Origin of the sequence: Caballeronia sp. AZ10_KS36, from assembly GCF_023631105.1 — a bacterium.
Classification (GTDB): domain Bacteria; phylum Pseudomonadota; class Gammaproteobacteria; order Burkholderiales; family Burkholderiaceae; genus Caballeronia.
The window spans coordinates 1-24,489 of record NZ_JALQDQ010000012.1 but is presented as its reverse complement, the minus strand read 5'-3'; the positions used below and the strand labels follow the sequence as shown (position 1 = coordinate 24,489).

At 63.7% G+C, this 24,489-nt stretch carries 18 protein-coding genes; 6 read left to right on the top strand and 12 right to left on the bottom strand.

What is annotated here, in order from left to right; translation table 11 throughout:
- Nucleotides 1-22: 22 nt before the first annotated feature.
- From NCR35_RS06560 to uvrB, 5 genes are all read right to left on the bottom strand, one after another.
- Nucleotides 23-1,375 carry a 4Fe-4S binding protein gene (locus NCR35_RS06560; RefSeq protein WP_244848956.1) on the bottom strand — a complete coding sequence of 451 codons (1,353 nt, stop codon included), beginning with the start codon at nucleotides 1,373-1,375 and terminating at the stop codon, nucleotides 23-25.
- A gap of 71 nt (nucleotides 1,376-1,446) precedes the next feature.
- The gene (locus NCR35_RS06555) at nucleotides 1,447-2,298 is read right to left on the bottom strand and encodes an FTR1 family iron permease (protein WP_250533722.1); all 852 of its coding nucleotides are present in this window, start codon (nucleotides 2,296-2,298) and stop codon (nucleotides 1,447-1,449) included.
- Between the two features lie 72 nt (nucleotides 2,299-2,370).
- Nucleotides 2,371-2,700, bottom strand: a complete 330-nt coding sequence (locus NCR35_RS06550) for a cupredoxin domain-containing protein (RefSeq protein WP_250533721.1) — start codon at nucleotides 2,698-2,700, stop codon at nucleotides 2,371-2,373.
- Between the two features lie 67 nt (nucleotides 2,701-2,767).
- Nucleotides 2,768-3,313 carry an iron transporter gene (locus NCR35_RS06545; RefSeq protein ID WP_502801654.1) on the bottom strand — a complete coding sequence of 182 codons (546 nt, stop codon included), beginning with the start codon at nucleotides 3,311-3,313 and terminating at the stop codon, nucleotides 2,768-2,770.
- 290 nt (nucleotides 3,314-3,603) lie between these two features.
- Nucleotides 3,604-5,700 (bottom strand): excinuclease ABC subunit UvrB, encoded by a 2,097-nt coding sequence (gene uvrB / locus NCR35_RS06540; RefSeq protein ID WP_250533719.1) that lies wholly within the window; start codon nucleotides 5,698-5,700, stop codon nucleotides 3,604-3,606.
- Nucleotides 5,701-6,077: 377 nt separating this feature from the next.
- On the opposite strand from uvrB, the gene NCR35_RS06535 reads away from it, so the two are divergent.
- Entirely contained in the window at nucleotides 6,078-7,277 is a 1,200-nt protein-coding gene (locus NCR35_RS06535; protein WP_250533718.1) for an amino acid aminotransferase, read from the top strand.
- A 109-nt stretch (nucleotides 7,278-7,386) separates the two neighbouring features.
- Here NCR35_RS06535 and NCR35_RS06530 read toward each other — a convergent pair whose 3' ends face one another.
- Nucleotides 7,387-7,605, bottom strand: a complete 219-nt coding sequence (locus NCR35_RS06530) for a hypothetical protein (RefSeq protein WP_250533717.1) — start codon at nucleotides 7,603-7,605, stop codon at nucleotides 7,387-7,389.
- Nucleotides 7,606-7,865: 260 nt separating this feature from the next.
- Here NCR35_RS06530 and NCR35_RS06525 point away from each other — a divergent pair, with 260 nt between their 5' ends.
- Nucleotides 7,866-8,381, top strand: a complete 516-nt coding sequence (locus NCR35_RS06525) for a hypothetical protein (RefSeq protein ID WP_250533716.1) — start codon at nucleotides 7,866-7,868, stop codon at nucleotides 8,379-8,381.
- An 88-nt stretch (nucleotides 8,382-8,469) separates the two neighbouring features.
- Here NCR35_RS06525 and NCR35_RS06520 read toward each other — a convergent pair whose 3' ends face one another.
- Nucleotides 8,470-9,882: a lactate utilization protein B gene (locus NCR35_RS06520; protein ID WP_250533715.1), complete on the bottom strand. Its 1,413-nt coding sequence runs from the start codon at nucleotides 9,880-9,882 to the stop codon at nucleotides 8,470-8,472.
- Between the two features lie 9 nt (nucleotides 9,883-9,891).
- Nucleotides 9,892-10,626 (bottom strand): (Fe-S)-binding protein, encoded by a 735-nt coding sequence (locus NCR35_RS06515; protein ID WP_250533714.1) that lies wholly within the window; start codon nucleotides 10,624-10,626, stop codon nucleotides 9,892-9,894.
- A 136-nt stretch (nucleotides 10,627-10,762) separates the two neighbouring features.
- On the opposite strand from NCR35_RS06515, the gene NCR35_RS06510 reads away from it, so the two are divergent.
- Entirely contained in the window at nucleotides 10,763-11,566 is an 804-nt protein-coding gene (locus tag NCR35_RS06510; protein WP_175939993.1) for an IclR family transcriptional regulator, read from the top strand.
- A 95-nt stretch (nucleotides 11,567-11,661) separates the two neighbouring features.
- Here NCR35_RS06510 and pbpG read toward each other — a convergent pair whose 3' ends face one another.
- Entirely contained in the window at nucleotides 11,662-12,837 is a 1,176-nt protein-coding gene (pbpG, locus tag NCR35_RS06505; RefSeq protein ID WP_250533713.1) for a D-alanyl-D-alanine endopeptidase, read from the bottom strand.
- Between the two features lie 696 nt (nucleotides 12,838-13,533).
- On the opposite strand from pbpG, the gene NCR35_RS06500 reads away from it, so the two are divergent.
- Nucleotides 13,534-14,112, top strand: a complete 579-nt coding sequence (locus tag NCR35_RS06500; protein ID WP_250533712.1) for a phasin family protein — start codon at nucleotides 13,534-13,536, stop codon at nucleotides 14,110-14,112.
- A 147-nt stretch (nucleotides 14,113-14,259) separates the two neighbouring features.
- Here the strand turns inward: NCR35_RS06500 and lpdA are convergent, their stop codons facing one another.
- The 3 genes from lpdA to aceE all read right to left on the bottom strand — a co-directional run bounded on the left by lpdA (nucleotide 14,260) and on the right by aceE (nucleotide 20,903).
- Complete coding sequence (gene lpdA / locus NCR35_RS06495; protein WP_250533711.1) at nucleotides 14,260-16,347, bottom strand: dihydrolipoyl dehydrogenase; 2,088 nt, start codon at nucleotides 16,345-16,347, stop codon at nucleotides 14,260-14,262.
- Between the two features lie 112 nt (nucleotides 16,348-16,459).
- Nucleotides 16,460-18,130: a dihydrolipoyllysine-residue acetyltransferase gene (aceF, locus tag NCR35_RS06490; protein WP_250533710.1), complete on the bottom strand. Its 1,671-nt coding sequence runs from the start codon at nucleotides 18,128-18,130 to the stop codon at nucleotides 16,460-16,462.
- 79 nt (nucleotides 18,131-18,209) lie between these two features.
- Complete coding sequence (aceE, locus tag NCR35_RS06485; protein ID WP_250533709.1) at nucleotides 18,210-20,903, bottom strand: pyruvate dehydrogenase (acetyl-transferring), homodimeric type; 2,694 nt, start codon at nucleotides 20,901-20,903, stop codon at nucleotides 18,210-18,212.
- A gap of 284 nt (nucleotides 20,904-21,187) precedes the next feature.
- Between aceE and fixL the strand changes: the two genes are divergently transcribed.
- Complete coding sequence (gene fixL / locus NCR35_RS06480) at nucleotides 21,188-23,725, top strand: oxygen sensor histidine kinase FixL (RefSeq protein ID WP_250533708.1); 2,538 nt, start codon at nucleotides 21,188-21,190, stop codon at nucleotides 23,723-23,725.
- Nucleotides 23,722-24,360, top strand: a complete 639-nt coding sequence (gene fixJ, locus NCR35_RS06475) for an oxygen response regulator transcription factor FixJ (RefSeq protein ID WP_159835767.1) — start codon at nucleotides 23,722-23,724, stop codon at nucleotides 24,358-24,360. The genes fixL and fixJ overlap by 4 nt, the downstream gene beginning before the upstream one ends.
- Nucleotides 24,361-24,489 lie beyond the last annotated feature (129 nt).

Here is a 24,489-nt window from a genome sequence, read left to right as displayed (position 1 = left end):
TGGCGCGCCTCGTGTGCTGGCGTTATCGGGAAAAGCCCCAGAACATCAGGTACCACGCGCTGTCGACCACGGCGAGCGCCGCGATCAACCATATCATCGAAAGGAGCCGGGGACCAGGCGTCGACGCATAGCGCCCGGTCACGCGCCACGCGAGCCACGCGCTCCACACATTCGCGATGGCCAGAAGCGCGAGCCGCAGATCCGCGACCCACCACAACGGCACGTGCTCGGCGCGCAGAAGCGAAACCGTCGTCGCCGAAAGACCGAGGAACACGCCGACGCCCGCAATCGGAATCAACGCGAGCGTCAGATGATGCACCCGCGTCGCGTTCAGCTTCCCGAGCATGCGCGCGCCGATTGCAATGAGCGCGAGCAGCGTCGTGCCGTAAACGAGCGCTGTCGCGAGGATGTAGCCGACGACCATCGTGCCGTCGAGCCACGAAAACACGTCGTTCTGCTCCGGATAATGCGTGAACAGGAACCACGGCGCGTTGGTGTCCAGCGGCCAGAGGATGTTGTGATCGATCAGCCAGCCCGCGAAGAACTGCTTCAGATCGACGAACCACGTGCTCACCGTCCAGTGGAACGCGCCGATGGCAATGCCGAGCAGGCCGTACAGAATCAGCGCGGTGTCCCACGGATTCGCCGCCTTGTCGCCGAGCTTCACGACTTCCTCGGCGGGCGAGCGCCACGTCAGCGCGATCGCATCGCGATGACCGCTGCAACGGCCGCACATGTGGCAGTCGGCTGCGCCCTTCATGTTGCGCAGCGGTACGAGCGGCGCGCAGTTGATCGGAATGACGCGGTGCCCGTGTTCGCCCTGCTTGTAAGAGCGGCGCCACGCGTCTTCGCTGACCTTGTAGTGGAACGGCGCGAGGCGCGCGAGCAGCGAGAACACGCCGTTGACCGGGCACAGATACTTGCACCACACGCGCTTTTCGCGGCCGTACAGCAGGCCGATGACGATCGCCGCGACCGTCGAGCCGCCGAGCACGAGCAGCACCGCTTTCGGATATTGATAGACGCTGACCATCTGGCCGTAGATGGTCGTGAGTCCGAACGCGACGAACGGCCAGCCGCCCCAGCGCATCCAGTGGGGAATCGCGCGCCCTCGGCCGAAGCGGCTCGCGAACTCGGTCAGCGCGCCTTCGGGACACAGCACGCCGCACCACACCCGGCCGAGCATGACCATCGACAGCAGCACGAACGGCCACCAGATGCCCCAGAACACGAACTGCGCCGCGAGCGTCAGGTTGTTCCAGAGATGCGCGGAGCCGTCGGGCAGCGGCAGCACGGCCGGAACGATGATCAGAAACGCATACACGGCAACGACGACCCACTGAATTCCGCGGATCACGCTGCCGTGCCGTTGCATCCAGTGGCCGGCTTGCTGGAGCCGGCTCTGGCCTTGCGTATTGGGTTGCACGCTGTGTTGCATCGAGGAGCTCATGCGGGGCGTCCGGCCGCCTTCTGTTTCTGCGCCATCTGGCTATTCGAGCGGCGCAACAGGAGATAGATGACGATCCAGTACACCGCATACGCGACAATGTTCATGCCCGCCGGATGCGCACGATACCCCGTGAGCGTCGCGACGAGCGACCCGAAGGTGCCGGAGTCGTCGAGAATGGCAGACGTGTTCCACATCTGATTGACGATGACCGGCAGCACTTCCATGTCGATCAGCTTGTCGACGCCCGTTTCGAACAGTCCCGCCGCGAGGAAAAGCAGCATGATTTCGGTGACGCGGAAGAATGCGCGCCACGAGAACACCTTGCCGCCGAGCTGAAGCACGTAGAAGGTCAGGAGCGCAAGCCCGAATCCGATGATGATGGCCGCATATTGCGAAGCCGCGACGTGCCCGGATTGCCCAAAGCCGACGCCGTACAGGAACACGGCGGTTTCGCTGCCTTCACGCGCGATGGCGAGCGCGACGAGCAGCGCGATGCCCCACCAGTGGCCGTCCTGTGTGGTCTTTTGCAGCGACGTTTCCATGTCGCGCTTGAGCGTGCGGCCGTGGCGCTTCATCCACAGCACCATCTGCACGATCAGCACGCACGCGACGAGCACCATCGCCGTCTGAAAGTAGTCTTGAGCATTGCCGGAGAGGACTTCGGTGAAGCCGATCAACGCTGCCCCGAGACCGACCGCCGCGAGCAATCCCGCCACGACGCCGAGCCACAGATAAGGCAGGCCGCGACGCGCCTGATGATCGCCGTTCTTGAGCCACGCGTACAGAATGCCGACGACGAGAAGCGCCTCGACGCTTTCCCGCCACACGATGAAAAGTACCTGCCCCATATCGAAACTCCCTGCCCGTTCTGCTGTATCGGCCGCGCGATGCTCATGCTGAAGCGCCGCGCGGCTCAATCATCACTTCGCGACGATCACGCCTTGCGCCGTCTGATGAAAATCGTCGAAGAACTTGTACTCGCCCGGATCGAGCGGCGCGATCACCACGAACGAATCCGCGCCCGGCGCCAGCACTTTCTCTTTACGCAGCTGCACGCTTTCGAACTCGGCCGCGCCCTTGCCCACGTTATGCACTTCGATCTTGATGCGCTGTCCCGCCGGCACCTCGATGCGCGCCGGGTTCAGCTTGCCGTCGTTCATTTCCAGCTTGAACGTCGGCAGATCGGCCGCGCCCGCCGTGCCGGCCAGCACGGACAACACGAGCGCAACTGCCTTGGTTTTCGAGTTCATTCTTTCTTCCCGAAGATGCTCGCGCCCGCCAGTCGATTGAACTCGGGCGCGCATTCAAGCAAACTGCTTAATAGCCGCCCTTCTTGCCGATACCCGCGAACGGGAAGTCGTACTCGATGGTGAACGGCTTGAACCACGCGCCGACGCCCGTTTCCTTGTCGGTGTGACGGCCGAACGGCATGTGGCCCGTCTCCGACGGCGGCGCGATATGCAGCTTCAGGTGATACTTGCCCGGCCCGAACAGCTTGACGTTGTCGCCGTAGTGCGGGCCGTCGCTCGCGACCATCGGCATCAGGTCGCCCTTGACCGTCTGCGTCGAGCCGACCTTGCTCAGTTCGTACGTGACGTTGAGGTACGGCATCCAGTCGCCTTCCGCGAAACCGGTCGGATTGTTCTTGACCGCGTGGATGTCGGCTTCCAGATGGATGTCCGAGTCCGACGCCTTGCGCATCATGCCTTCCGGCGCCATCGTGATCGGCTGAAGGTAGACGGCCCCCGTTTCCATGCCGCCTTCGATGTGCTGCTTGCCGATCGGATATTCGGCAGCCGAGGCCGCCATCATCGCGGTGAGACCAGCGGCGGCGACGAGGCCGCGCGTCAACGTTGAAACCATCAAACACACTCCTTTCTTGTTATCGGTCGGCGCGTGCGGCGTTGCTTCGCGCTTCCTTGCCACGAGACGGCTGCATCGACGTTTTCAGTCACCTGAGCGAGTTGCCGCGTAACGTTAATGCGAACCATTCTCAATGTTTGTCAGTTTAGCATCGTTTGATTCGGCGAACAATTTGACGGAGCGAATGAGACTAATGCTGGTAAGGGTTTTCGGCTGTCGGGCGGCTTTCACGGACGGTCAAGAAAGTCACGAAAGGCGGCGGACTCCAGCCTCGCCGCCTTCCCGGACGCTCACTTGCCGCCGATTCCGCTTACGTGATCGCCCACGTTCGCGCCGAAGACGCGCTGACGCAGGAGCGCCAATTGGTCGCGGGTCTGCGCCGCCTTTTCGAATTCGAGGTTCTTGGCGTGATCCATCATCTGCTTTTCGAGGCGCTTGATTTCCTTCGCGATCTGCTTCTCGCTCATGTCCTCGAACTTGGCGCGCGCCTGCGCTTCCTTCAGCTCGGCGCGCGCTTCGTCGGCGCTGTAGACGCCGTCGATGATGTCCTTGATGCGCTTCTCCACGCCGCGGGGCGTGATGCCCATCGCCTGGTTATGCGCGATCTGCTTCGCGCGCCGCCGCTCGGTTTCGTGGATGGCGCGCTTCATCGAGTCCGTCATGTTGTCGGCATAGAGAATCGCCTTGCCGTTCACGTTGCGCGCCGCCCGGCCGATCGTCTGGATCAGCGAACGCTCGGCGCGCAGGAAGCCTTCCTTGTCGGCGTCGAGAATCGCGACGAGCGACACTTCCGGGATATCCAGCCCTTCGCGCAGCAAGTTGATGCCGACGAGCACGTCGAAGGTGCCGAGGCGCAAATCGCGGATGATCTCGACGCGCTCGACCGTATCGATGTCGCTGTGCAGATAGCGCACCTTCACGCCGTGGTCGGAGAGAAACTCGGTGAGCTGTTCCGCCATGCGCTTGGTCAGCACGGTGACGAGCACGCGCTCCCCTGCGGCCACGCGCGCGTTGATTTCCGAGAGCACGTCGTCCACCTGCGAGCGCGCAGGCCGCACTTCGATTTCCGGATCGACGAGGCCCGTCGGTCGCACGAGCTGCTCGGCGACCTGCCCCGCCTTCTTCTGCTCGTAGTCGGCGGGCGTGGCCGAGACGAAGATCGCCTGACGCATCTTGCGCTCGAACTCGTTGAACTTGAGCGGCCGGTTGTCGAGCGCGGACGGCATGCGAAAGCCGTAATCGACGAGATTCTCCTTGCGCGCGCGGTCGCCGTTGTACATGCCGTTCAGCTGGCCGATCAGCACGTGCGATTCGTCCAGCAGCATAAGCGCGTCGGGCGGCAAGTAATCGACGAGCGTCGGCGGCGGCTCGCCGGGCGCGGCGCCCGAGAAGTGCCGCGAGTAGTTCTCGATGCCCTTGCAAAACCCCAGTTCCTGAAGCATTTCCAGGTCGAAGCGCGTGCGCTGCTCCAGCCGCTGCGCCTCGACGAGCTTGCCCTCGCGGTGGAAAAACTCCAGCCGGTCGCGCAGTTCTTCCTTAATGGTCTCGATGGCGCGCATGACCGTGTCGCGCGGCGTCACGTAGTGCGACGACGGATACACGGTGAAGCGCGGAATCTTGTTGCGCACGCGGCCCGTGAGCGGATCGAAGAGCTGCATGGCCTCGATCTCGTCGTCGAACAGCTCGACGCGCACCGCCATTTCCGCGTGTTCCGCCGGAAAGATGTCGATGGTGTCGCCGCGCACCCGGAACGTGCCGCGCTGGAAGTCGGCTTCGTTGCGGTTGTACTGCATCGCGATCAGCCGCGCGATGATGTCGCGCTGGCCGAGCTTGTCGCCCGTGCGCAGCGTCAGAATCATCTTGTGATACTCGGACGGATTACCGATACCGTAGATCGCCGACACCGTCGCCACGATCACCACGTCGCGCCGCTCCAGCAGGCTCTTGGTGGCCGAGAGCCGCATCTGCTCGATATGCTCGTTGATCGACGAATCTTTCTCGATGAAAAGGTCGCGCTGCGGCACGTACGCTTCCGGCTGGTAGTAGTCGTAGTACGAGACGAAGTACTCGACCGCGTTGCGCGGGAAGAACTCGCGGAACTCCGCGTAGAGCTGCGCGGCGAGCGTCTTGTTCGGCGCGAACACGATAGCCGGCCGGCCGAGCCGCGCGATGACGTTGGCCATCGTGAAGGTCTTGCCGGAGCCGGTTACGCCGAGCAGCGTCTGGAACGAGAGGCCGTCCTCGACGCCTTCGACGAGCGTCTCGATTGCGCCGGGCTGGTCGCCGGCGGGCGGATACGGTTGATAGAGCTGAAACGGCGAGCCGTCGAAGGTGACGAACTTCGACTCGTCCAGTGCGTCGGGCGCTTCGATGAGGGTATCGGACATGGGAAACGGAGTCTTCGCCGGGACAAACACTTATTCTAGCGGCTGCCGCAAAACTGGCGCTGCGCCCGGACGGGTGCGAAAAAGGGCGTCGGAATGACGCGCATGAAAATGCACATTGGGCCCGTCAGGGCGATCTCAAGCGCTTTCTCCGCGCTGGCGGGGCGCCTTGCGACCGAACCGGTAAAAAGCACGCGCGTTCTCACTACCGCGCGCCGAAAAAATGCGACGGATTCGATACAATGTGCGACTGGGTTGAACGGCACGCGAGCGTTGTTTGAACCGCGCACCGCCGTCGATCCACGCGCCGCATTCGTCACCCGCGCGCGAGCGCCCTCCGCTTTTGCCGCAGCCTGTCCTTTCCACACTGCCGATAGATCATGTCCCTTTTTTCTGCCGTCGAACTCGCCCCCCGCGACCCGATTCTGGGCCTCAACGAAGCCTTCAACGCCGATCCGCGCCCGACCAAAGTCAATCTCGGCGTCGGCGTGTACACGAATGAAGAAGGCAAGATTCCGCTGCTGCGCGCCGTGCGCGAGGCGGAAAAAGCTCGCGTCGAGGCTGCGCTGCCGCGTGGTTATCTGCCGATCGACGGCATCGCCGCCTATGACGCCGCCGTGCAGTCGCTCTTGCTCGGCAAGGACTCGCCGCTGATCGCAGACGGCCGCGTCGTCACGGCGCAGGCGCTCGGCGGCACGGGCGCGCTGAAGATCGGCGCGGACTTCCTGAAGCGCATGAACCCGAACGCAATCGTCGCGATCAGCGATCCGAGCTGGGAAAACCATCGCGCGCTGTTCGAAGGCGCAGGGTTCGAGGTCGTCAACTATCCGTACTACGACGCCGCGACGCACGGCGTGAACTTCGAAGGCATGCTGGCCGCGCTCAACGGCTACGCGGCGGGCACGATCGTCGTGCTGCACGCGTGCTGCCATAACCCGACGGGCGTCGATCTGACCGACGCGCAGTGGGCGCAGGTCGTCGAAGTGGTGAAGGCGCGCAATCTCGTGCCGTTCCTCGACATCGCGTATCAGGGTTTCGGCGAGAGCATCGAGGCGGATGCCGCCGCCGTGCGCCTCTTCGCTGCGGCCGGGCTGAACGTGTTCGTGTCGTCGTCGTTCTCGAAGTCGTTCTCGCTGTATGGCGAGCGTGTCGGCGCGTTGAGCATCATCACCGCGAGCAAGGAAGAATCGACGCGCGTGCTGTCGCAACTCAAGCGTGTGATCCGCACCAACTATTCGAACCCGCCGACGCACGGCGGCTCGATTGTGGCAGCCGTGCTGGCATCGCCCGAACTGCGCGCGACGTGGGAGCAGGAACTCGGCGAAATGCGCGACCGCATCCGCGCGATGCGCAACGGCCTCGTGCAGCGTCTGAAGGCGGCGGGCGTGGACCGTGACTTCTCGTTCGTGGACAAGCAGCGCGGCATGTTCTCCTACTCGGGCCTGACCGCCGCTCAGGTCGACCGCCTGCGCGAAGAGTTCGGCATCTATGCAGTGAGCACGGGCCGCATCTGCGTGGCCGCGCTGAACACGCGCAATCTGGATGTCGTCGCGAACGCCGTGGCCAGCGTGCTGAAGTAAGCGGCCTTAGCGCGCGATCGCTCGAAACACAAATGGCGTCTTTCGAATGAAAGACGCCATTTTTTGTGCGCCGCGTAAGCGGCGAGAGCGGCCGGAGCGGCCAGAGCGGTCAGAGCGCGCGGGAGGCCGGGCCGACGGCGGGCGCCGCTTCGTCCGACTCGACGAGACCGTAGGAAATCGCGCGGGCCAACTCCGCGCTCACGCTCGCGACGCCCGGCTGCTCGTGACGGACGGCGGCGGACTCGCGCTCCTGCGCGTGCATGCAAACGGTCAGCGCGGCGAGCAGCAGCACGGCGAGAGGCCAGTAAGTCGATATTTTCTTTCTCATGGGGACTACCTTCATTGGATGCCGGAGCGGGCAGATCGCCCACTTATCGACGCTACGAATGGTACGGAATCGTCCATCTCTTAAAAAGCCGGCTATGAGCGAAAGTCCGTTGCGCCAAGGACAACAAGCAAGGCGCCGGCCTGACGCTTTGCCGTACAAAAAAGTGCAACGGCCGTCATAAAACCTTACAAAGTTCTTAGGGACATTGGCCTCAAGCTGATGTCTCATGAAACATGCTTGCAACAAAACGATTAACGGTCATGAAAGTCGCTGGATTGCTTGTTTTCTCGTCTGCGCTGCTGCTGGGCGGCTGCGCAGCCTATCCGGATGGTCCCGCGTACGGCGGCTATCCCGCCCCGTACTACGGCGATCCGGGTTACGAAGCCTACGGATACGGCGGCCCGGTGGTGCAGCCGGGCGTCGTGGTTCAGGGCGGCTATTACGGCGGCGGTGGCTATTACCCCGGCCCCGGACGCTATTGGGACGACGGCCCCGGCTGGCGCCACGCCCCTCCGCGCGGATGGAACGACGGCGGTCGCCACCACGGCGGTCCGCCGCCGGGTCACGAGGGTCAGGCGGGCGGTCCGCCCCAGCGCGGCGGCGGCAATCCCCAGGCGGGCGGTGCACCGCATGGCGGCGGTGGCCCGTTGCCGCAGGCGGTCGGCGGCGCGCGGCCACGGCCGCCACAGCCCGCCGCCGCGCCTGCGGGCGGCCACGGCGATCCCGCTCGTGGCGCGGTCGATCAACGCGGTTTTCTCGGGCGCACCGGCGGCTAGCGCGCACTGACAAGCGCGAAATCGAAAAGGCCGCGCCGGATCACGCGATCCGGCGCGGCCTTCCCTTTTTCGCGACGAGTCGACCGAATCAGCCGATGTGCGACCGCTGCGCCTTGTACAGTTCCCGGAACGTGCGGCCGACCGGCGCGGGCATATCGCGCGTCGCGGTCCACCCCGCGCCGAACGGCAAGCGGGAGATCGCCTTGCGGCTGCCGCCCGCGCGTTCCAGTACGCGCACCATCAGTTTGGTCAGCAGCGCATACGCAGCGGGCCGCATCGCCAGATAACCCCACGCCGCGAGCGCCGCGCGTTCGGTCCACGGACGCAGCCGCCGCTCCATCTGCTTTTCGCGCAGTTTGCGAAGCAGGTCCGAGATCGGAATGCCCACCGGGCACACGCTGTTGCATTCGCCGCAGAGCGTCGCGGCTTGCGGCAGGTCCAGCGCCTTGTCGATTCCCACATACGCCGGCGTGAGCACCGAGCCCATCGGCCCGGGATACACCCAGCCGTACGCGTGTCCTCCGATCTTCTGATACACCGGGCAATGATTCATGCACGCGCCGCAGCGAATACAACGGAGCATCTCCTGGAAGTCGCCGCCGATGAGTCCCGTGCGCCCGCCGTCGACGAGCACGAAATACATATGCTCCGGCCCGTCCGTCTCGCCGGGCGCGCGCGGGCCGGTCAGCAGCGAGAAATAGTTCGAGATGGTCTGGCCGGTCGCCGAACGCGGCAGCAGGCGCATGGCCGTGGCGAGATCTTCGAGCGTCGGCAGAACCTTTTCGATGCCCGTCACCGCAACGTGCACGCGCGGCATGACGGTACACATGCCCTCGTTGCCTTCGTTGGTCACGACGGCGACCGAACCCGTCTCCGCGATCAGGAAGTTGCCGCCCGTCACGCCCATGTCCGCGGTCATGAAATGCGGCCGCAGGACTTCGCGCGCCTCGCGCGTCATCGCGGGAATCTCGGTCAGGCGCGGCCGACCGTGCGTCTTCGCGAACAGGTCGGCGATCTCGTCCTTATCCTTGTGTACGACCGGCGCGATGATGTGGCTCGGCGGTTCATTGTCGTTGATCTGCAGGATATATTCGCCGAGATCCGTCTCGATGGACTGCACGCCCATCTCGCCAAGCACGCGGTTGAGCTGCATCTCCTCGGACACCATCGACTTCGTCTTGATGACCTTTTTCACGCCGTGCTCGCGCGCGATGTCGGCGACAAGACGCGCCGCGTCCGCCGTCGATTCCGCGTAAAGCACCGTCGCGCCGCGCCGTGTCGCCTCGCGCTCGAAGGTCTCGAGCCACACGTCGAGGTTGTCAAGCGCGCGGTTGCGCCGTTCCTTGAGCGCCGCCCGCGTCGCGTCGAAGTCGATGTCGCGCACGGCGCTCGCCCGCGCGCTGACGAACTTCGTCGAGAGCTTGGTGAGATTGTGCTGAAGCCGTTCGTCGGCGAGCTTGCTGCCGGCGCGCGCCTTGAACTGCATCGTCTGTACTTGCATGAGTGGCTCTCAGGTGAGGCGCTGCGCATCGCCGGCGAGCACCTGCGCGATATGGAGCACGCGCGTCGTGGTGTCGCCGGTGCGGCGCAGGCGGCCTTCGATGTTGAGCATGCAGCCGAGGTCGCCGAGCACGACGGCCTCCGCCCCGCTCGCCTTGATGTTCGCGCATTTCTCGTCGACGATCGCGGTCGAAATGTCGCCGTACTTCACCGCGAAGGTGCCGCCGAAGCCGCAGCAGTGCTCGCAGCCGGCCATCTCCTTCACCGGCACGCCGGCCTGCGCGAGCAGTTCGCGCGGCTGCGACTTCACGCCGAGCTCGCGCAAGCCCGAACAGGCGTCGTGATAGGTAACGATGCCGTCGAAGACGCCCGGTTCCATGCGCGCTTTGGCGACCGCCACCAGAAAATCGGTCAGTTCGAATACGCGCGGCTGCAAGCGCGAATAGCGGTTCATGAGTTCGGGATCGTCGCGAAACAGGTCGCCGTAGTGCGCACGGATCGTGCCGCCGCACGACCCCGACGGCACCACCACGTAATCGAACTGCTCGAATTCGCGCAGCGTTTTTTCGGCCAGATCGCGGGCGAGGCGGCGGTCGCCCGAGTTATATGCAGGCTGACCGCAGCACGTCTGCGCCGGCGGCACGCTCACCTCGAAGCCCGCGCGCTCGATCAGCTTGATGACGGAGAAGCCGATCTCCGGCCGCATCATGTCGATGAGACACGTCACGAATAAACCGACTCGCATGGCGTTTCCTTGTTTGATTTGATGCGAAAGCGCGGCGATTATGCGCCGACGGTCGGCTGTTTCCAAATGCGCCGTCTTTTCACATTATGAGATACAATCGATCTTCCGCTGTTTGACGCATCAACCGATTCAGACGATGAGCGATACGAACCCGGAATCAAAAACGTCCATTCAGGTCATCGAGCGCATGATGAGCCTCCTGGACGCCCTCGCCGATCATACCGATCCGGTCAGCCTGAAGGAACTCTCGCACAACACGGGGCTGCACCCGTCCACCGCGCACCGCATCCTGAACGACATGGTGCTGTGCCGGCTGGTCGACCGCTCCGATCCCGGCACGTACCGGCTCGGCATGCGCCTGCTCGAACTCGGCAACCTGGTGAAGGCGCGGCTTTCCGTGCGCGAAGCGGCCATGTCGCCGATGCGCGAGCTGCACCGTCAGACCGGGCAGACCGTGAATCTCTCCGTCCGTCAGGGCGATGAGATCGTGTATATCGAGCGCGCGTATTCGGAGCGTTCGGGCATGCAGGTGGTTCGCGCGATCGGCGGGCGCGCGCCGCTGCATCTGACGTCGGTCGGCAAGCTCTTTCTCGCCGCCGACGAAGCCGCCCGCGTGCGCGCTTACGCCATGCGCACCGGCCTGTCGGGGCACACGCAGAACAGCATCACGGATTTGGCCAAACTGGAGCGCGAGTTGTCGTTCGTGCGGCAGCAATCGTGCGCGCGCGACAACGAAGAGCTCGAACTGGGCGTGCGCTGCATCGCGGCAGGCATCTATGACGACACCGGACGGCTCGTCGCAGGTTTGTCGCTGTCCGCGCCGGCCGACCGGCTTCAGGACGCCTGGCTCAAGCAACTGAGCCATACGGCGCTGGAGATTTCGCGGTCGCTCGGCTATCAGGAACACCAGCCGGGCGAGGCGCATCAGCCGCAGCGTTGATCGCGCGATCGAACGAAAAAGCCGGATTCGTCTCTCGACGAATCCGGCTTTTCTTTGGCCGCTGACTGCGCTGACCGCTAACTTTGCTTACGCAATCACGGGTTCGCGCCGCCACCCATGTCCGCGCTCATGATGCGCGGCTCGCCGAGCGTGTCGAGATACGTGCGCAGACGCGTCGCATCGGCAAAACGCGAGTACTTCCCGTACGAATCGAGCAGCACCATGATGACGGGGCGCCCGTGCACGTTCGCCTGCATCACGAGACATTCGCCCGCTTCGTTGATGAAGCCCGTCTTCTGCAAGCCGATATCCCACGACGCATTGCGCACCAGCGCGTTGGTGCTGTTGTACGCGAGCGTGCGCTTGCCGGTGAAGACGTCGTAGCTGCGGTCCGTCGAAAACTTGCGGATCAGCGGATACTGGTACGCCGCGTTCACCATCTTGACGAGATCACGCGCGCTCGACACGTTGAGGCTCGTGAGGCCGGTCGAATTCTCGAAGTGCGTGTCGGTCATGCCGAGCGCCTTTGCCTTCGCGTTCATCGCGGCGATGAACGCGGGGCGTCCGCCGGGGTAATAGCGCGACAGCGCGGCCGCGGCGCGGTTTTCAGACGCCATCAGCGCGATGTGCAGCATGTCTTCCCGATTCAGCACCGAGCCGACGGAAAGCCGCGAGCCCGTGTACTTCTCGTAATCGCGGTCTTCGTCCGTGACCGCGATTTCATCGGTGAGCGGCAAGTGCGAGTCGAGCACGACCATGGCGGTCATCAGCTTCGTGATCGACGCGATGGGCACGACGGCCCGCGAGTTCTTGTCGAAAAGCGTCTCGGACGTGTCCTGGTCGACCACGTAGGCCACGCTCGAACGCAGCGCGAGACTATCCGCCGTGTCGTGCAGACCGAACGCCTGGCCGACCGACGTGGCGCGCGGCTGATACGCCACCGCATGCACGGCAGACCGGCGCGCGTGCGGGTCCATCCGATAGTTCACGCGATGCTTGCGCGAGACCTTCGGCGCGTCGTCGTCATCGCCGGCTGCGGCGACTTTCGCGGCGCGTGCCGACTTGCCCGCCTTCGCGACGCGAGCGCGGCCGGCGGTCTTTTCTGCGGTAGCGGACTTCTTGTGATGCGTGACGGTGGCAGATTTGGCGAGGGCTTCAGCCGGAGCCGCTGCAAACGATGTCGCTACAGCCAGTGATACGGCAAAAGACAAAGCTGAGCGCAATGCCACGCCGTGCACCACCTTTCGCGACGAAAACATTTCGGTTTTCATTAGTGTTCTGTTGGGCGGCTGAGAGTACCGCCAAGTGTAGTGAAGCTGCGAAATTTAAGCAATATTAAGCACTTATCGACGCTCGTTAAACTGAGTTGTAAGCGTTGATTGCTTGTTTCTGGATAATTTCCAGTAGCGATCGGCAAAAACGATCGCTTTCTGCAGACCGAAGGCCGCCGAGAACGCGCTTTTGTACGACACGACACACGCTATCGGCAAATTTTCCTGAAACTTGAGTGCTGAACGATGAACGGGCCAACTTGCTCTCGAACTGGCCGCGATGCTGCGGGGCATCGGGGTGCGTCGGATCAACAGTCGAAATGTTAACGGTTCTTCAACAATTTGGTGTACGGCGACATCCTAAAAAATAGGACGGATGCACGAATCGTCCTATCCGCCGTGGTGCAAGGCCCGCGCCGGCCTTGCTCACCCACCGCGAGGAGCGTTCCGATACGGTGCAACGGGCGCTGTCCAGCAGTGCCGGTTGGCTTGCCAGTACCGATCACTTAAGTCCATGATTAACAAGATCTTCGCGACGATTGTGCAATGCACAAAGACTGCTTGACATCACTAAGAATATCTCTAAAATGGGCCTCATGTTGCGACGCACCAATCGAAGTAGCACCAACTAGCAGCGCCTCGCTGCATCAACCAAGCCACGACCCGCCATGATGGGTCGGCAATCAGGAGCCTGAGATGACCCTACTGACCCCCGAACAAATCGCCGCTGCACAGAAAGCCAACTTCGACACGCTGTTCGGTCTGACGAACAAAGCGTTCGAAGGCGTGGAAAAGCTCGTCGAACTGAACCTGCAAGTCGTCAAGTCGACGCTCGCCGAAGGCCAGGAAAACGCCCAACGCGCGCTGTCGGTCAAGGACGCGCAAGAACTGCTCGCGCTGCAAGCCAGCCTGACGCAGCCGGTCGCCGAGAAGGTGCTGTCGTACGGCCGTCACCTGTATGAAATCGCGTCGGCCACGCAAGCCGAGTTCGCCCGTGTTGCCGAATCGCAATACGAAGAGCAGAACCGCAAGGTGCAGGCACTCGTCGACAACGTCGCGAAGAACGCGCCCGCCGGTTCGGAAACCGCCGTCGCCGTGATGAAGTCGGCCATCACCGCCGCGAACACGACGTACGAAACGGTTCACAAGGCAACGAAGCAAGCTGTCGAGATCGCCGAGAGCAACTTCAACGCAGCCGCCACGGCCGCGACGAAGGCTGCCACGCAAGCGACGGAACAAGCTGCCCGCGCTGCAAAGCGCCCGACGGTCGCCTAAGTTCGAATCGACTGTTCGTGCTGTAAGCGTTGTACGGGAAACCCGGCTGCGGCCGGGTTTTTCTTTGCCCCGACTCGTCACGCCAAATAAAAAGGCGCGTTCCCGCGAAGGGAAACGCGCCTTTCTCACATCTGACCGCCGACTGCGTTACTTCTTGCGCTGCGGCGGCAGGTCAGTACAGACGCCCTCGTAAAGCTCGGCCGCCATGCCGATCGACTCGCCGAGCGTCGGGTGCGGGTGAATCGTGCGGCCGATGTCGGTCGCATCCGCGCCCATTTCGATCGCGAGGCACACTTCGCTGATCAGATCGCCCGCGTTCAGGCCGACGATGCCGCCGCCGATCACGCGATGCGTTTCTTCGTCGAAGATCAGCTTGGTGAAGCCCTCATCGCGGCCATTGGCGATCGCGCGGCCCGACGCGGCCCATGGGAACACCGCTTTGCCGTACTTGATGCCTTCGGCCTTGCACTGGTCTTCGGTCTTGCCCGCCCACGCGACTTCCGGATCGGTGTAGGCCACCGACGGAATCTGCATCGCGTCGAAGTACGCCTTCTCGCCGTGCGCCGCTTCCGCCGCGACGTGGCCTTCGTGGACGGCCTTGTGCGCGAGCATCGGCTGCCCGACGAGATCGCCGATCGCGAAGATGTGCTCGACATTCGTGCGCATCTGCTTGTCGACGTTGATGAAGCCGCGCTCCGTCACCGCGACGCCCGCCTTGTCCGCGCCGATCTTGCCGCCGTTCGGCGTGCGGCCGACCGACAACAGCACGAGGTCGTAGCGTTGCGGCTCCGCCGGCGCCTTCTCGCCTTCGAAGGTCACGTAGATGCCGTCTTCCTTCGCTTCGGCCTTCGTGGTCTTCGTCTTCAGCATCACGTTGGCAAAACGCTTGGCGTTGAACTTCTCCCACACCTTCACGAGATCGCGGTCCGCGCCCATCATCAGGCCGTCGAGCATTTCGACGACATCGATCTCCGCGCCGAGCGTCGAATAGACCGTCGCCATTTCCAGACCGATGATGCCGCCGCCCACCACCAGCATGCGCTTGGGCAACTGACGCAGTTCGAGCGCGCCGGTCGAATCGACCACGCGCGGGTCATCCGGGAAGAAAGGCAGCTTAACCGCCTGCGAGCCCGCCGCGATGATCGCCTTCTGGAACTTGACGACCTTCTTGCCGTCCGCGCCCTGCACTTCCATATGATGCGGATCGACGAGGGTGCCGACGCCCGTCACCACCTGCACCTTGCGCGCCTTCGCCATGCCCGCGAGGCCGCCCGTCAGCTTCTTGACGACGCCCTCCTTGAAACCGCGCAGCTTGTCGAGGTCGATGGTCGGCTTGCCGAAGGTGATGCCATGTTCGGCGAGCTCGTGCGTTTCATCCATGACGAGCGCCGTGTGCAGCAGCGCCTTCGACGGAATGCAGCCGACGTTGAGACACACGCCGCCGAGCGTCGAATAACGTTCGACGAGCACGGTCTTCATGCCGAGATCGGCGGAACGGAACGCCGCCGAATAGCCGCCGGGGCCGGCGCCGAGCACGAGCATCTCGCATTCGATATCCGCCGAGCCGGAATAGCTGCCCGCTTGCGGCGCGGGCGCGGCGGTCGCCTTCTCGGCGGGTTGCGGCGCGGCGGCTGCGGGGTTCGTCGGCACATAGGTGGTGCCGCCGCCCTGGCCTTCGAGCGTCAGGATGAGCGTGCCTTCCGAGACGTTATCGCCGACCTTCACCTTCAGTTCCTTCACGGTGCCGGCTGCGGGCGAAGGCACGTCCATCGTCGCCTTGTCGGATTCCAGCGTGATGAGCGACTGTTCCTTCTCGACCGTATCGCCCGGCTTCACGTGAACTTCGATGATCGGAATGTCCGTGAAGTCGCCGATATCCGGCACCTTCACCTCCTGCGTGCCGCCGCCGGAAGCCGCGGGCGCAGCGGGAGCGGGCTGGGCCGTCGATGCTTCCTTCGGCGCGCCGCCGGCCGGCGCGCTGGATGCGGCCGCCGCGCCTTCGGTTTCGACCATCGCGATGACCGAGCCCTGCGAAACCTTGTCGCCCTGCTTGACCTTCACTTCCTTGATGGTGCCTGCCACGTCGGCGGGCACTTCCATCGTCGCCTTGTCGGTTTCGAGCGTGATGACGCCCTGTTCCTTTTCGATGACGTCGCCGGGCTGAATATTGACTTCGATGACATCGACATCGGAGAAGTCGCCGATGTCGGGTACTTTTAGTTCGACGAGACTCATGGTGTCCCCTAAGAGAAGAGCGGATGGAACCGGCACGCGCATCGCGGCGCGCGCGGTTCCGCCGTCGGCTGGGCCGCGCGTTCGGACGGACAAGCCCGGACGCGCGCCACGATCAAAGAATCACGCGACGGAAGTCCGCCAGAATCGCCGACAGATAAGCGTTGAAGCGCGCGGCCTCCGCGCCGTCGATCACGCGATGGTCGTACGACAGCGAGAGCGGCAGCGTGAGACGCGGCACGAACTGCTTGCCGTCCCACACCGGCTTTTGCTGGCCGCGCGACAACCCGAGGATCGCCACTTCCGGCGCGTTGATGATCGGCGTGAAGTGCGTGCCGCCGATGCCGCCCAGCGACGAGATCGAGAAGCAGCCGCCCTGCATCTGGTCCGGCTTAAGCTTGCCTTCGCGCGCGAGCTTCGACAGCTCCGCCATTTCCTTCGCGATATCGACGAGGCCCTTCTTGTCCGCATCGCGGATCACGGGGACGACGAGGCCGTTCGGCGTGTCGGCCGCGAAACCGATGTGGTAGTACTTCTTGAAGACGAGGTTGTCGCCGTCGAGGCTCGCGTTGAAGGTCGGGAACTTCTTCAGCGCCGCGACCACGGCCTTGATAACGAACGCGAGCATCGTGAACTTCACGCCCGCTTTCTCGTGTTCCTTGTTCAGCTTGACGCGCAGCTCTTCCAGCTCGGTGATGTCCGCTTCGTCGTTGTTCGTGACGTGCGGGATCATCACCCAGTTGCGATGCAGGTTCGCGCCCGAAATCTTCTTGATGCGCGAAAGCGGTTTCGGGTCGACCGGACCGAACTTCGTGAAATCGACCTTCGGCCACGGCAGCAGTCCCAGCTCGCCGCCGCCACCGCCCGCCGGCGCGGCTGCCGCGGCGGGCGCCTTGGCCTGCCCCGTCATCACGCCCTTCACGAATGCGGTGACGTCCTGCTGCGTGATGCGTCCCTTCGGACCGGTGCCGTTCACGCGCGTCACGTCCACGCCCAAGTCGCGCGCGAACTTGCGCACCGAAGGCGAAGCGTGGCTCGACGTGCGCGTGCCGTCGCCGGCCGGGATCACGGGCGCTTGCGCGAGCGCGGACGGCGCTTCCTTCGCGGGCGCGGGCTTCGCGGGCGCATCCGGCGGCGCTGCGGTGGGCGTCGGCGCTTCCTGCTTCGGCGCTGCTGCCGCTGGCGCTGCGGCAGCACCGCCTTCGCCGCCTTCGAGCACGAGGATCAGCGATCCTTCGGACACCGTATCGCCGATCTTCACCTTCAGTTCCTTGACCGTGCCCGCAGCCGGGCTCGGCACGTCCATCGTCGCCTTGTCGGATTCGAGCGTGACGAGCGACTGTTCCTTCTCGACCTTGTCCCCGACCTTGACGGCGATCTCGATGATCGGAATGTCGGTGAAGTCGCCGATATCCGGCACCTTCACTTCCACCGAGCCGCTGCCGCCCGAAGCCTGCGCGGGCTGCGAGTGCGTCTGCGTTTGCGCGGGGGCTTCCTGCTTTGCGGGCGCGGCGGGCGCGGCAGGCGCAGCCGCCGCAGCGTTCGCGCCGCCTTCCAGCACGACGATGAGCGTGCCTTCCGAGACGTTGTCGCCCACCTTGACCTTCACTTCCTTCACCGTGCCCGCCGACGAACTGGGTACGTCCATCGTGGCCTTGTCGGATTCGAGCGTGACGAGGGATTGTTCCTGCTCAACGACATCGCCCGGCTTGACCAGCACTTCGATCACGGGAATGTCCTTGAAATCGCCGATGTCCGGCACTTTGACTTCGATCGCTTGACTCATTATTAGTGTCTCCTGGGTTGCACGCGGCCTCTTTCCGCTTCGGAAAGAGGCCGCGTCACAACGCTCGGGGGCGATGCCTTTAGACGGTCATCGGGTTGGGTTTGGCCGGGTCGAGGTTGTACTTCTTGATCGCCTCAGCGACGACGTTACGCTCGATCGTGCCTTCGTCGGCGAGCGCGTTGAGCGCCGCCAGCGTGACCCAGTAGCGGTCGACTTCGAAGAAGTGGCGCAGCGCCTCGCGCGTATCCGAGCGGCCGTAGCCGTCGGTGCCGAGCACCACGAACTTGTTCGGCACATAGCCGCGGATCTGGTCGACGAGCGCGCGGATGTAGTCCGTCGACGCGATCACCGGACCCTGCGCGCCCTTGAGCAGCTTCGTCACGTGCGGCACGCGCTTCTCTTCGGTCGGATGCAGCAGGTTGTAGCGCTCGCAGTCCTGGCCTTCGCGGGCCAGTTCCGTGAAGCTCGGCACGCTCCAGAGATCGGCGGACACGCCCCAGTCGTTCTTCAGCAGATCGGCGGCGGCGATCACTTCGTTGAAGATCGTGCCCGCGCCCATCAGCTGCACGTGCGCCTTGCCTGCGCTTTCGGCCTTCTTGAACGAGTACATGCCCTTGATGATGTCGGCGGCAACCGACTCACCTTGCGGAATCGCCGGATGCTCGTAGTTCTCGTTCATCACGGTGATGTAGTAGTACACGTCCTCCTGCTCCTGCACCATGCGGCGCAGGCCGTCCTGCATGATGACCGCGAGTTCGTAGCCGAAGGTCGGGTCGTAGCTCACGCAGTTCGGAATCGACGCCGCCCAGAGGAGCGAGTGGCCGTCTTCGTGCTGCAAGCCTTCGCCGTTGAGCGTCGTGCGGCCAGCGGTGCCGCCGAGGAGGAAGCCGCGCGAACGCATGTCGCCCGCGGCCCACGCCAGATCGCCGATGCGCTGGAAGCCGAACATCGAATAGAAGATGTAGAACGGGATCATGATCTCGCCGTGCGTCGAGTACGACGTCGCGGCCGCGATCCAGTCACACATGCCACCGGCTTCGTTGATGCCTTCCTGCAGGATCTGACCCGTCTCCGATTCCTTGTAGAACATCAGCTGGTCGGAGTCTTCCGGAATGTACTTCTGGCCGTCCTGATTCCAGATGCCGATCTGGCGGAAGAGGCCTTCCATGCCGAACGTACGCGATTCGTCCGGCACGATCGGCACGACGCGCTTGCCGATGGCCTTGTCCTTCAGCAGGATGTTCAGCACGCGCACGAACGCCATCGTCGTGGAGATTTCGCGGCCTTCGCCCGTGCCTTTCAGGAGCGGTTCGAACGCGGAGAGCGCCGGCACCGGCAACGATTCCGCCTTTTGGCGGCGCGCCGGCAGATAGCCGCCCAGATCCATGCGCTTCTGGCGCATGTATTCGAGTTCCTTCGAGCCTTCCTCGAACGTGAGATACGGCACGTCGACGATCTGCTCGTCGCTGATCGGCAGACGGAACTGGTCGCGGAATTTCTTCAGCGTCTCGATCGGCAGCTTCTTCTGCTGGTGCGTGATGTTCATCGCCTGACCGTGCTCGCCCATGCCATAGCCCTTGATGGTCTTGGCGAGGATGACGGTCGGCGCGCCCTTCGTTTTCGTGGCGGCGTCGAACGCGGCGTAGATCTTGTGCGGATCGTGGCCGCCGCGGTTCAGGTTCCAGATGTCTTCATCGGACCAGTCGGCGACGAGCGCCTTGAGTTCCGGCGTGTTGAAGAAGTGCTCGCGCACGAATGCGCCCGACTCCGACTTGTACGTCTGGTATTCGCCGTCGACCACTTCCATCATGCGGCGCATCAGCGCGCCGGTCTTGTCGCGAGCGAAGAGCGCGTCCCAGCGGCTGCCCCAGATCACCTTGATGACATTCCAGCCCGCGCCGCGGAATTCGCTTTCCAGTTCCTGGATGATCTTGCCGTTGCCGCGCACCGGACCGTCCAGACGCTGCAGATTGCAGTTGATGACGAACACGAGGTTGTCGAGACGCTCGCGGCCGGCCATGCCGATCGCGCCGAGCGATTCCGGCTCGTCCGTCTCGCCGTCGCCGAGGAACGCCCAGACCTTGCGGCCATCCGTCTTCGCGATGCCGCGCGCCTGCATGTACTTCATGAAGCGCGCCTGATAGATCGCCATGATCGGGCCGAGGCCCATGGAGACGGTCGGGAACTGCCAGAAATCCGGCATCAGCCACGGATGCGGATACGACGAGATGCCCTCGCCGCCCACTTCCTGGCGGAAGTTGTCGAGTTGCTTCTCGGTCAGGCGGCCGAGCAGGAAGGCGCGGGAATACACGCCCGGCGACGAGTGACCCTGCACGAACACGAGATCGCCGCCGTGTTCCTTGGACGGCGCGTGCCAGAAGTGATTGAAGCCGACGTCATAGAGCGTCGCGGCCGACGCGAACGAAGCGATGTGCCCGCCGACGTTCGTGTCCTTGCCCGCGCGCAGCACCATGGCGATGGCGTTCCAGCGCGTGTACGAACGGATGCGGTGCTCGACGTCCTGGTCGCCGGGAATCTTCGCCTGGGACGCGACCGGAATCGTATTGATGTACGGGGTGTTGGCCGAAAACGGCAGATGTTCGCCGTGCACACGAGCGAACTCGATCTGTTTCTCGATCAGGTAATGCGCGCGGTCAGGGCCGACCGCCGAAATCACGCCATCCAGTGCTTCGAGCCATTCGGCGGTTTCTTGCGGATCGTCGTCCTTGGCATTGGCGACATATTTGAGAACTTCGTCGGGTACAGCGGACATGCTCGTCTCCTGATGTGAGGAACGCTCTAAGAACAGCCGAAAAACACACGCCCGCACGGACTCGGGCACTGGCCGCGTGCCGGCATTCTAAAGAGGGTCCAGACCTAGTAGCAAGGAATTTTTCGAATCATGGGAGCGGATCTCATGATGTGAAAAAATGCTGCAATGCACCGTCCCATATGGTTTTTCTGCTCAGACGTTTCTCCTCCTTTTCCCGCAAATGAGCCGTCTTTACCGTCTTTTTACGCCAATTAACAATCGGGTGCTGCGTTACAATCGCTTCCATGTTGACTGACCGGCTGATCAAACGCTCGGCGCGCGTCGGTAAGAAACCGACCGACTCGTCGCCCTCCCGCTGGCACCACGGCCCGTGGTGGTCGAACTCCTATTTACTCACGCCGCTCATCTCCATCATCGTTTTTTTGGTGGTCATGAGTCTGATTCTCTGGAGCCTGAACCGGCGCGAGCAGCAGCAGCAGGAAGACACGCTGTACCGCAACGTCGCGTGGGCGCAGCAGCAAATCCGTCTTGCCATGACGGGTGCGCAAGAACAAATCCAGGCCCTCGCGCGCGACATCGCGGCCGGCCACGGCGACTCGCAGAACTTCCAGACCGCGTCCACCGACATCATGCAGGGGCATCCCGAGATCCTCTACATGAACTGGTACACGAGCGAGCACAAGCCGCGCTGGCCCAACACGCCGCTGCCGGTGCTCGGCTCCCGCCTCGCGAAGCCGAACGACACGCAAATGGACGAGGCCGTGCAGGCCGCGTTCGACGAAGCGCGCACCACGCGCCGCCAGGTCTACTCGCCGCTTCTTTACGACGACCTCGGCAACGGTTACATCACGCTGCAAACGCCCGTGTTCCGCGACCGCGAATTCCTCGGATCGATCGCGGCGGTGTTTTCGATCGAAGGCATTCTGAAGCGCGACATTCCGAGCGAACTGTCTGCGAAGTACAAGATCTCGATCACCGATCTGAACAATCGCGAGCTCGCGACTACGTCGAGCCGCCCGCGCCTGCCGCGCGACATGTTCTACGACCTGCCGCTCGACCCGCCCGGACAGGGCCTGTCGGTGCGCGTGTATTCGTATCCGCAGCTCACGAACTTCACCAATAACACGCTGGTGTGGCTCGTCGCGGGCTTGTCGTGCTTCGTGCTGTGGAGCCTCTGGAGTCTGTGGAAGCACACGCGCCAGCGCTTCGAGGCTCAGCAGGCGCTCTACGCCGAAGCCTTCTTCCGCCGCGCGATGGAGAACTCGGTGCTGATCGGCATGCGCGTGCTGGACATGCACGGCCGCATCACGCACGTGAATCCCGCGTTCTGCCGCATGACGGGCTGGGACGAAAGCGATCTCGTCGGCAAGAACGCGCCGTTTCCGTACTGGCCGCGCGACGCTTACCCCGAAATGCAGCGCCAGCTCGACATGACGCTGCGCGGCAAGGCGCCCTCGTCCGGCTTCGAACTGCGCGTGCGTCGCAAGGACGGCTCGTTCTTCCACGCGCGGCTCTATGTGTCCCCGCTCATCGACAGTTCCGGCCGTCAGACGGGCTGGATGTCGTCGATGACGGACATCACGGAGCCCAAGCGCGCCCGCGAGGAACTCGCCGCCGCGCACGAACGCTTCACGACCGTGCTCGAAAGCCTCGACGCGGCCGTGTCCGTGCTCGCCGCCGACGAAGCCGAACTGCTCTTCGCGAACCGCTACTACCGGCACCTGTTCGGCATTCGCCCGGACGGGCATCTGCAACTGGCGGGCGCGGCCTTCGACGGCAACGCGCAAAGTTCGTCCGACACGCTCGACATGATCGACACCTACGCGGGCCTGCCCGCCGCGGTCCTCACGGAAAGCTCGGCGGATGCGCAGGAGGTCTACGTCGAGGGCATCCAGAAGTGGTTCGAAGTGCGCCGCCAGTACATTCAGTGGGTGGACGGCCACCTCGCGCAGATGCAGATCGCGACCGACATCACGCAGCGCAAGCAGGCGCAGGAACTGGCGCATCAGCAGGAAGAAAAGCTGCAGTTCACGAGCCGCCTGATGACCATGGGCGAGATGGCGTCGTCGCTCGCGCACGAGCTGAACCAGCCGCTCGCGGCCATCAACAACTACTGCTCGGGTTGCGTGGCGCTCGTGAAGTCCGGGCGGATGACGCAGGAAACGCTGCTTCCCGTGCTGGAGAAGACCGCGCAGCAGGCGGTGCGCGCGGGCATGATCATCAAGCGCATCCGCGAGTTCGTGAAGCGCAGCGAGCCCAAGCGCCAGGCGACGCGCGTGGCGGATATCGTCGCGGACGCGGTCGGTCTCGCCGAAATCGAAGCGCGCAAGCGCAAGATCCGCATCGTCACCGAGATCCGCTCGCGCATGCCGGTGATCTACGTCGATCCGGTTTTGATCGAACAAGTGTTGGTCAACCTGTTGAAAAACGCAGCGGAAGCAATGCATGATGCAAAGCCGAACGCCGTCGATCCGGTCATTCGCGTGGTCGTGCAGCGAACCGATGGCGGTTTCGTGTGCATCAGCGTGGTGGATCAGGGTCCGGGCGTCGACGAAGCCACGGCCGAGCGTCTGTTCGAGCCGTTCTACAGCACGAAATCCGACGGCATGGGCATGGGCCTGAATATTTGCCGCTCGATCATCGAATCGCATCGCGGGCGGCTGTGGGTGGTGAACAACGTCGAGGCGGACGGCCACGTGACCGGCGCGACCTTCCACTGCAGTCTGCCGATAGGCGAAGCGGACGGGTCGAGCGGACCGGACGCCGACGCGCGCGACGAACATACCAATACGAGACAACATACCGTTACGGGAGAACTATGAGCAGTCCAGTCACCACTCAGGAAACCGTCTTTGTCGTCGACGATGACGAGGCCGTGCGTGATTCTTTGCGCTGGCTGCTCGAAGCCAACGGCTATCGCGTGCAATGCTTCTCCAGCGCCGAATCGTTCCTCGACGTCTATCTGCCGATCGCGCATTCCGGCGCCATCGCCTGCCTGATCCTCGACGTGCGCATGGCCGGCATGACGGGCCTCGAATTGCAGGAAAAGCTGATCGCGGACAACTCCGTGCTGCCGATCATCTTCGTCACGGGTCACGGCGACGTGCCGATGGCCGTCTCGACCATGAAGAAAGGCGCGATGGATTTCATCGAGAAGCCGTTCGACGAGGCGGAACTGCGCAAGCTGGTCGAGCGCATGCTGGAAAAGGCGCGCAGCGAGAGCACCAGCGTCCAGCAGCAGCGCGCGGCCGCCGAGCGGCTCGGCAAGCTGACGGCGCGCGAGCATCAGGTGCTCGAGCGCATCATCGCGGGGCGGCTCAACAAGCAGATCGCGGACGACCTCGGCATCAGCATCAAGACGGTGGAAGCGCATCGCGCGAACATCATGGAGAAGCTGTCGGTGAATACTGTCGCCGACCTGTTGCGCCTCGCGCTGTCCAACAAGCCTCAGCAGTAACGCGTCTCGGCGGTTCCCTTGCGTGGCCGGCTCCTTTCCCGCCCCCGTCGTTTTGGGGGCTTGGCGTATCCCCGGAAGCGAAAACCGCCCTATCGAGTTTGCGGGTTCCACCAAACATCGCCCCCCCGG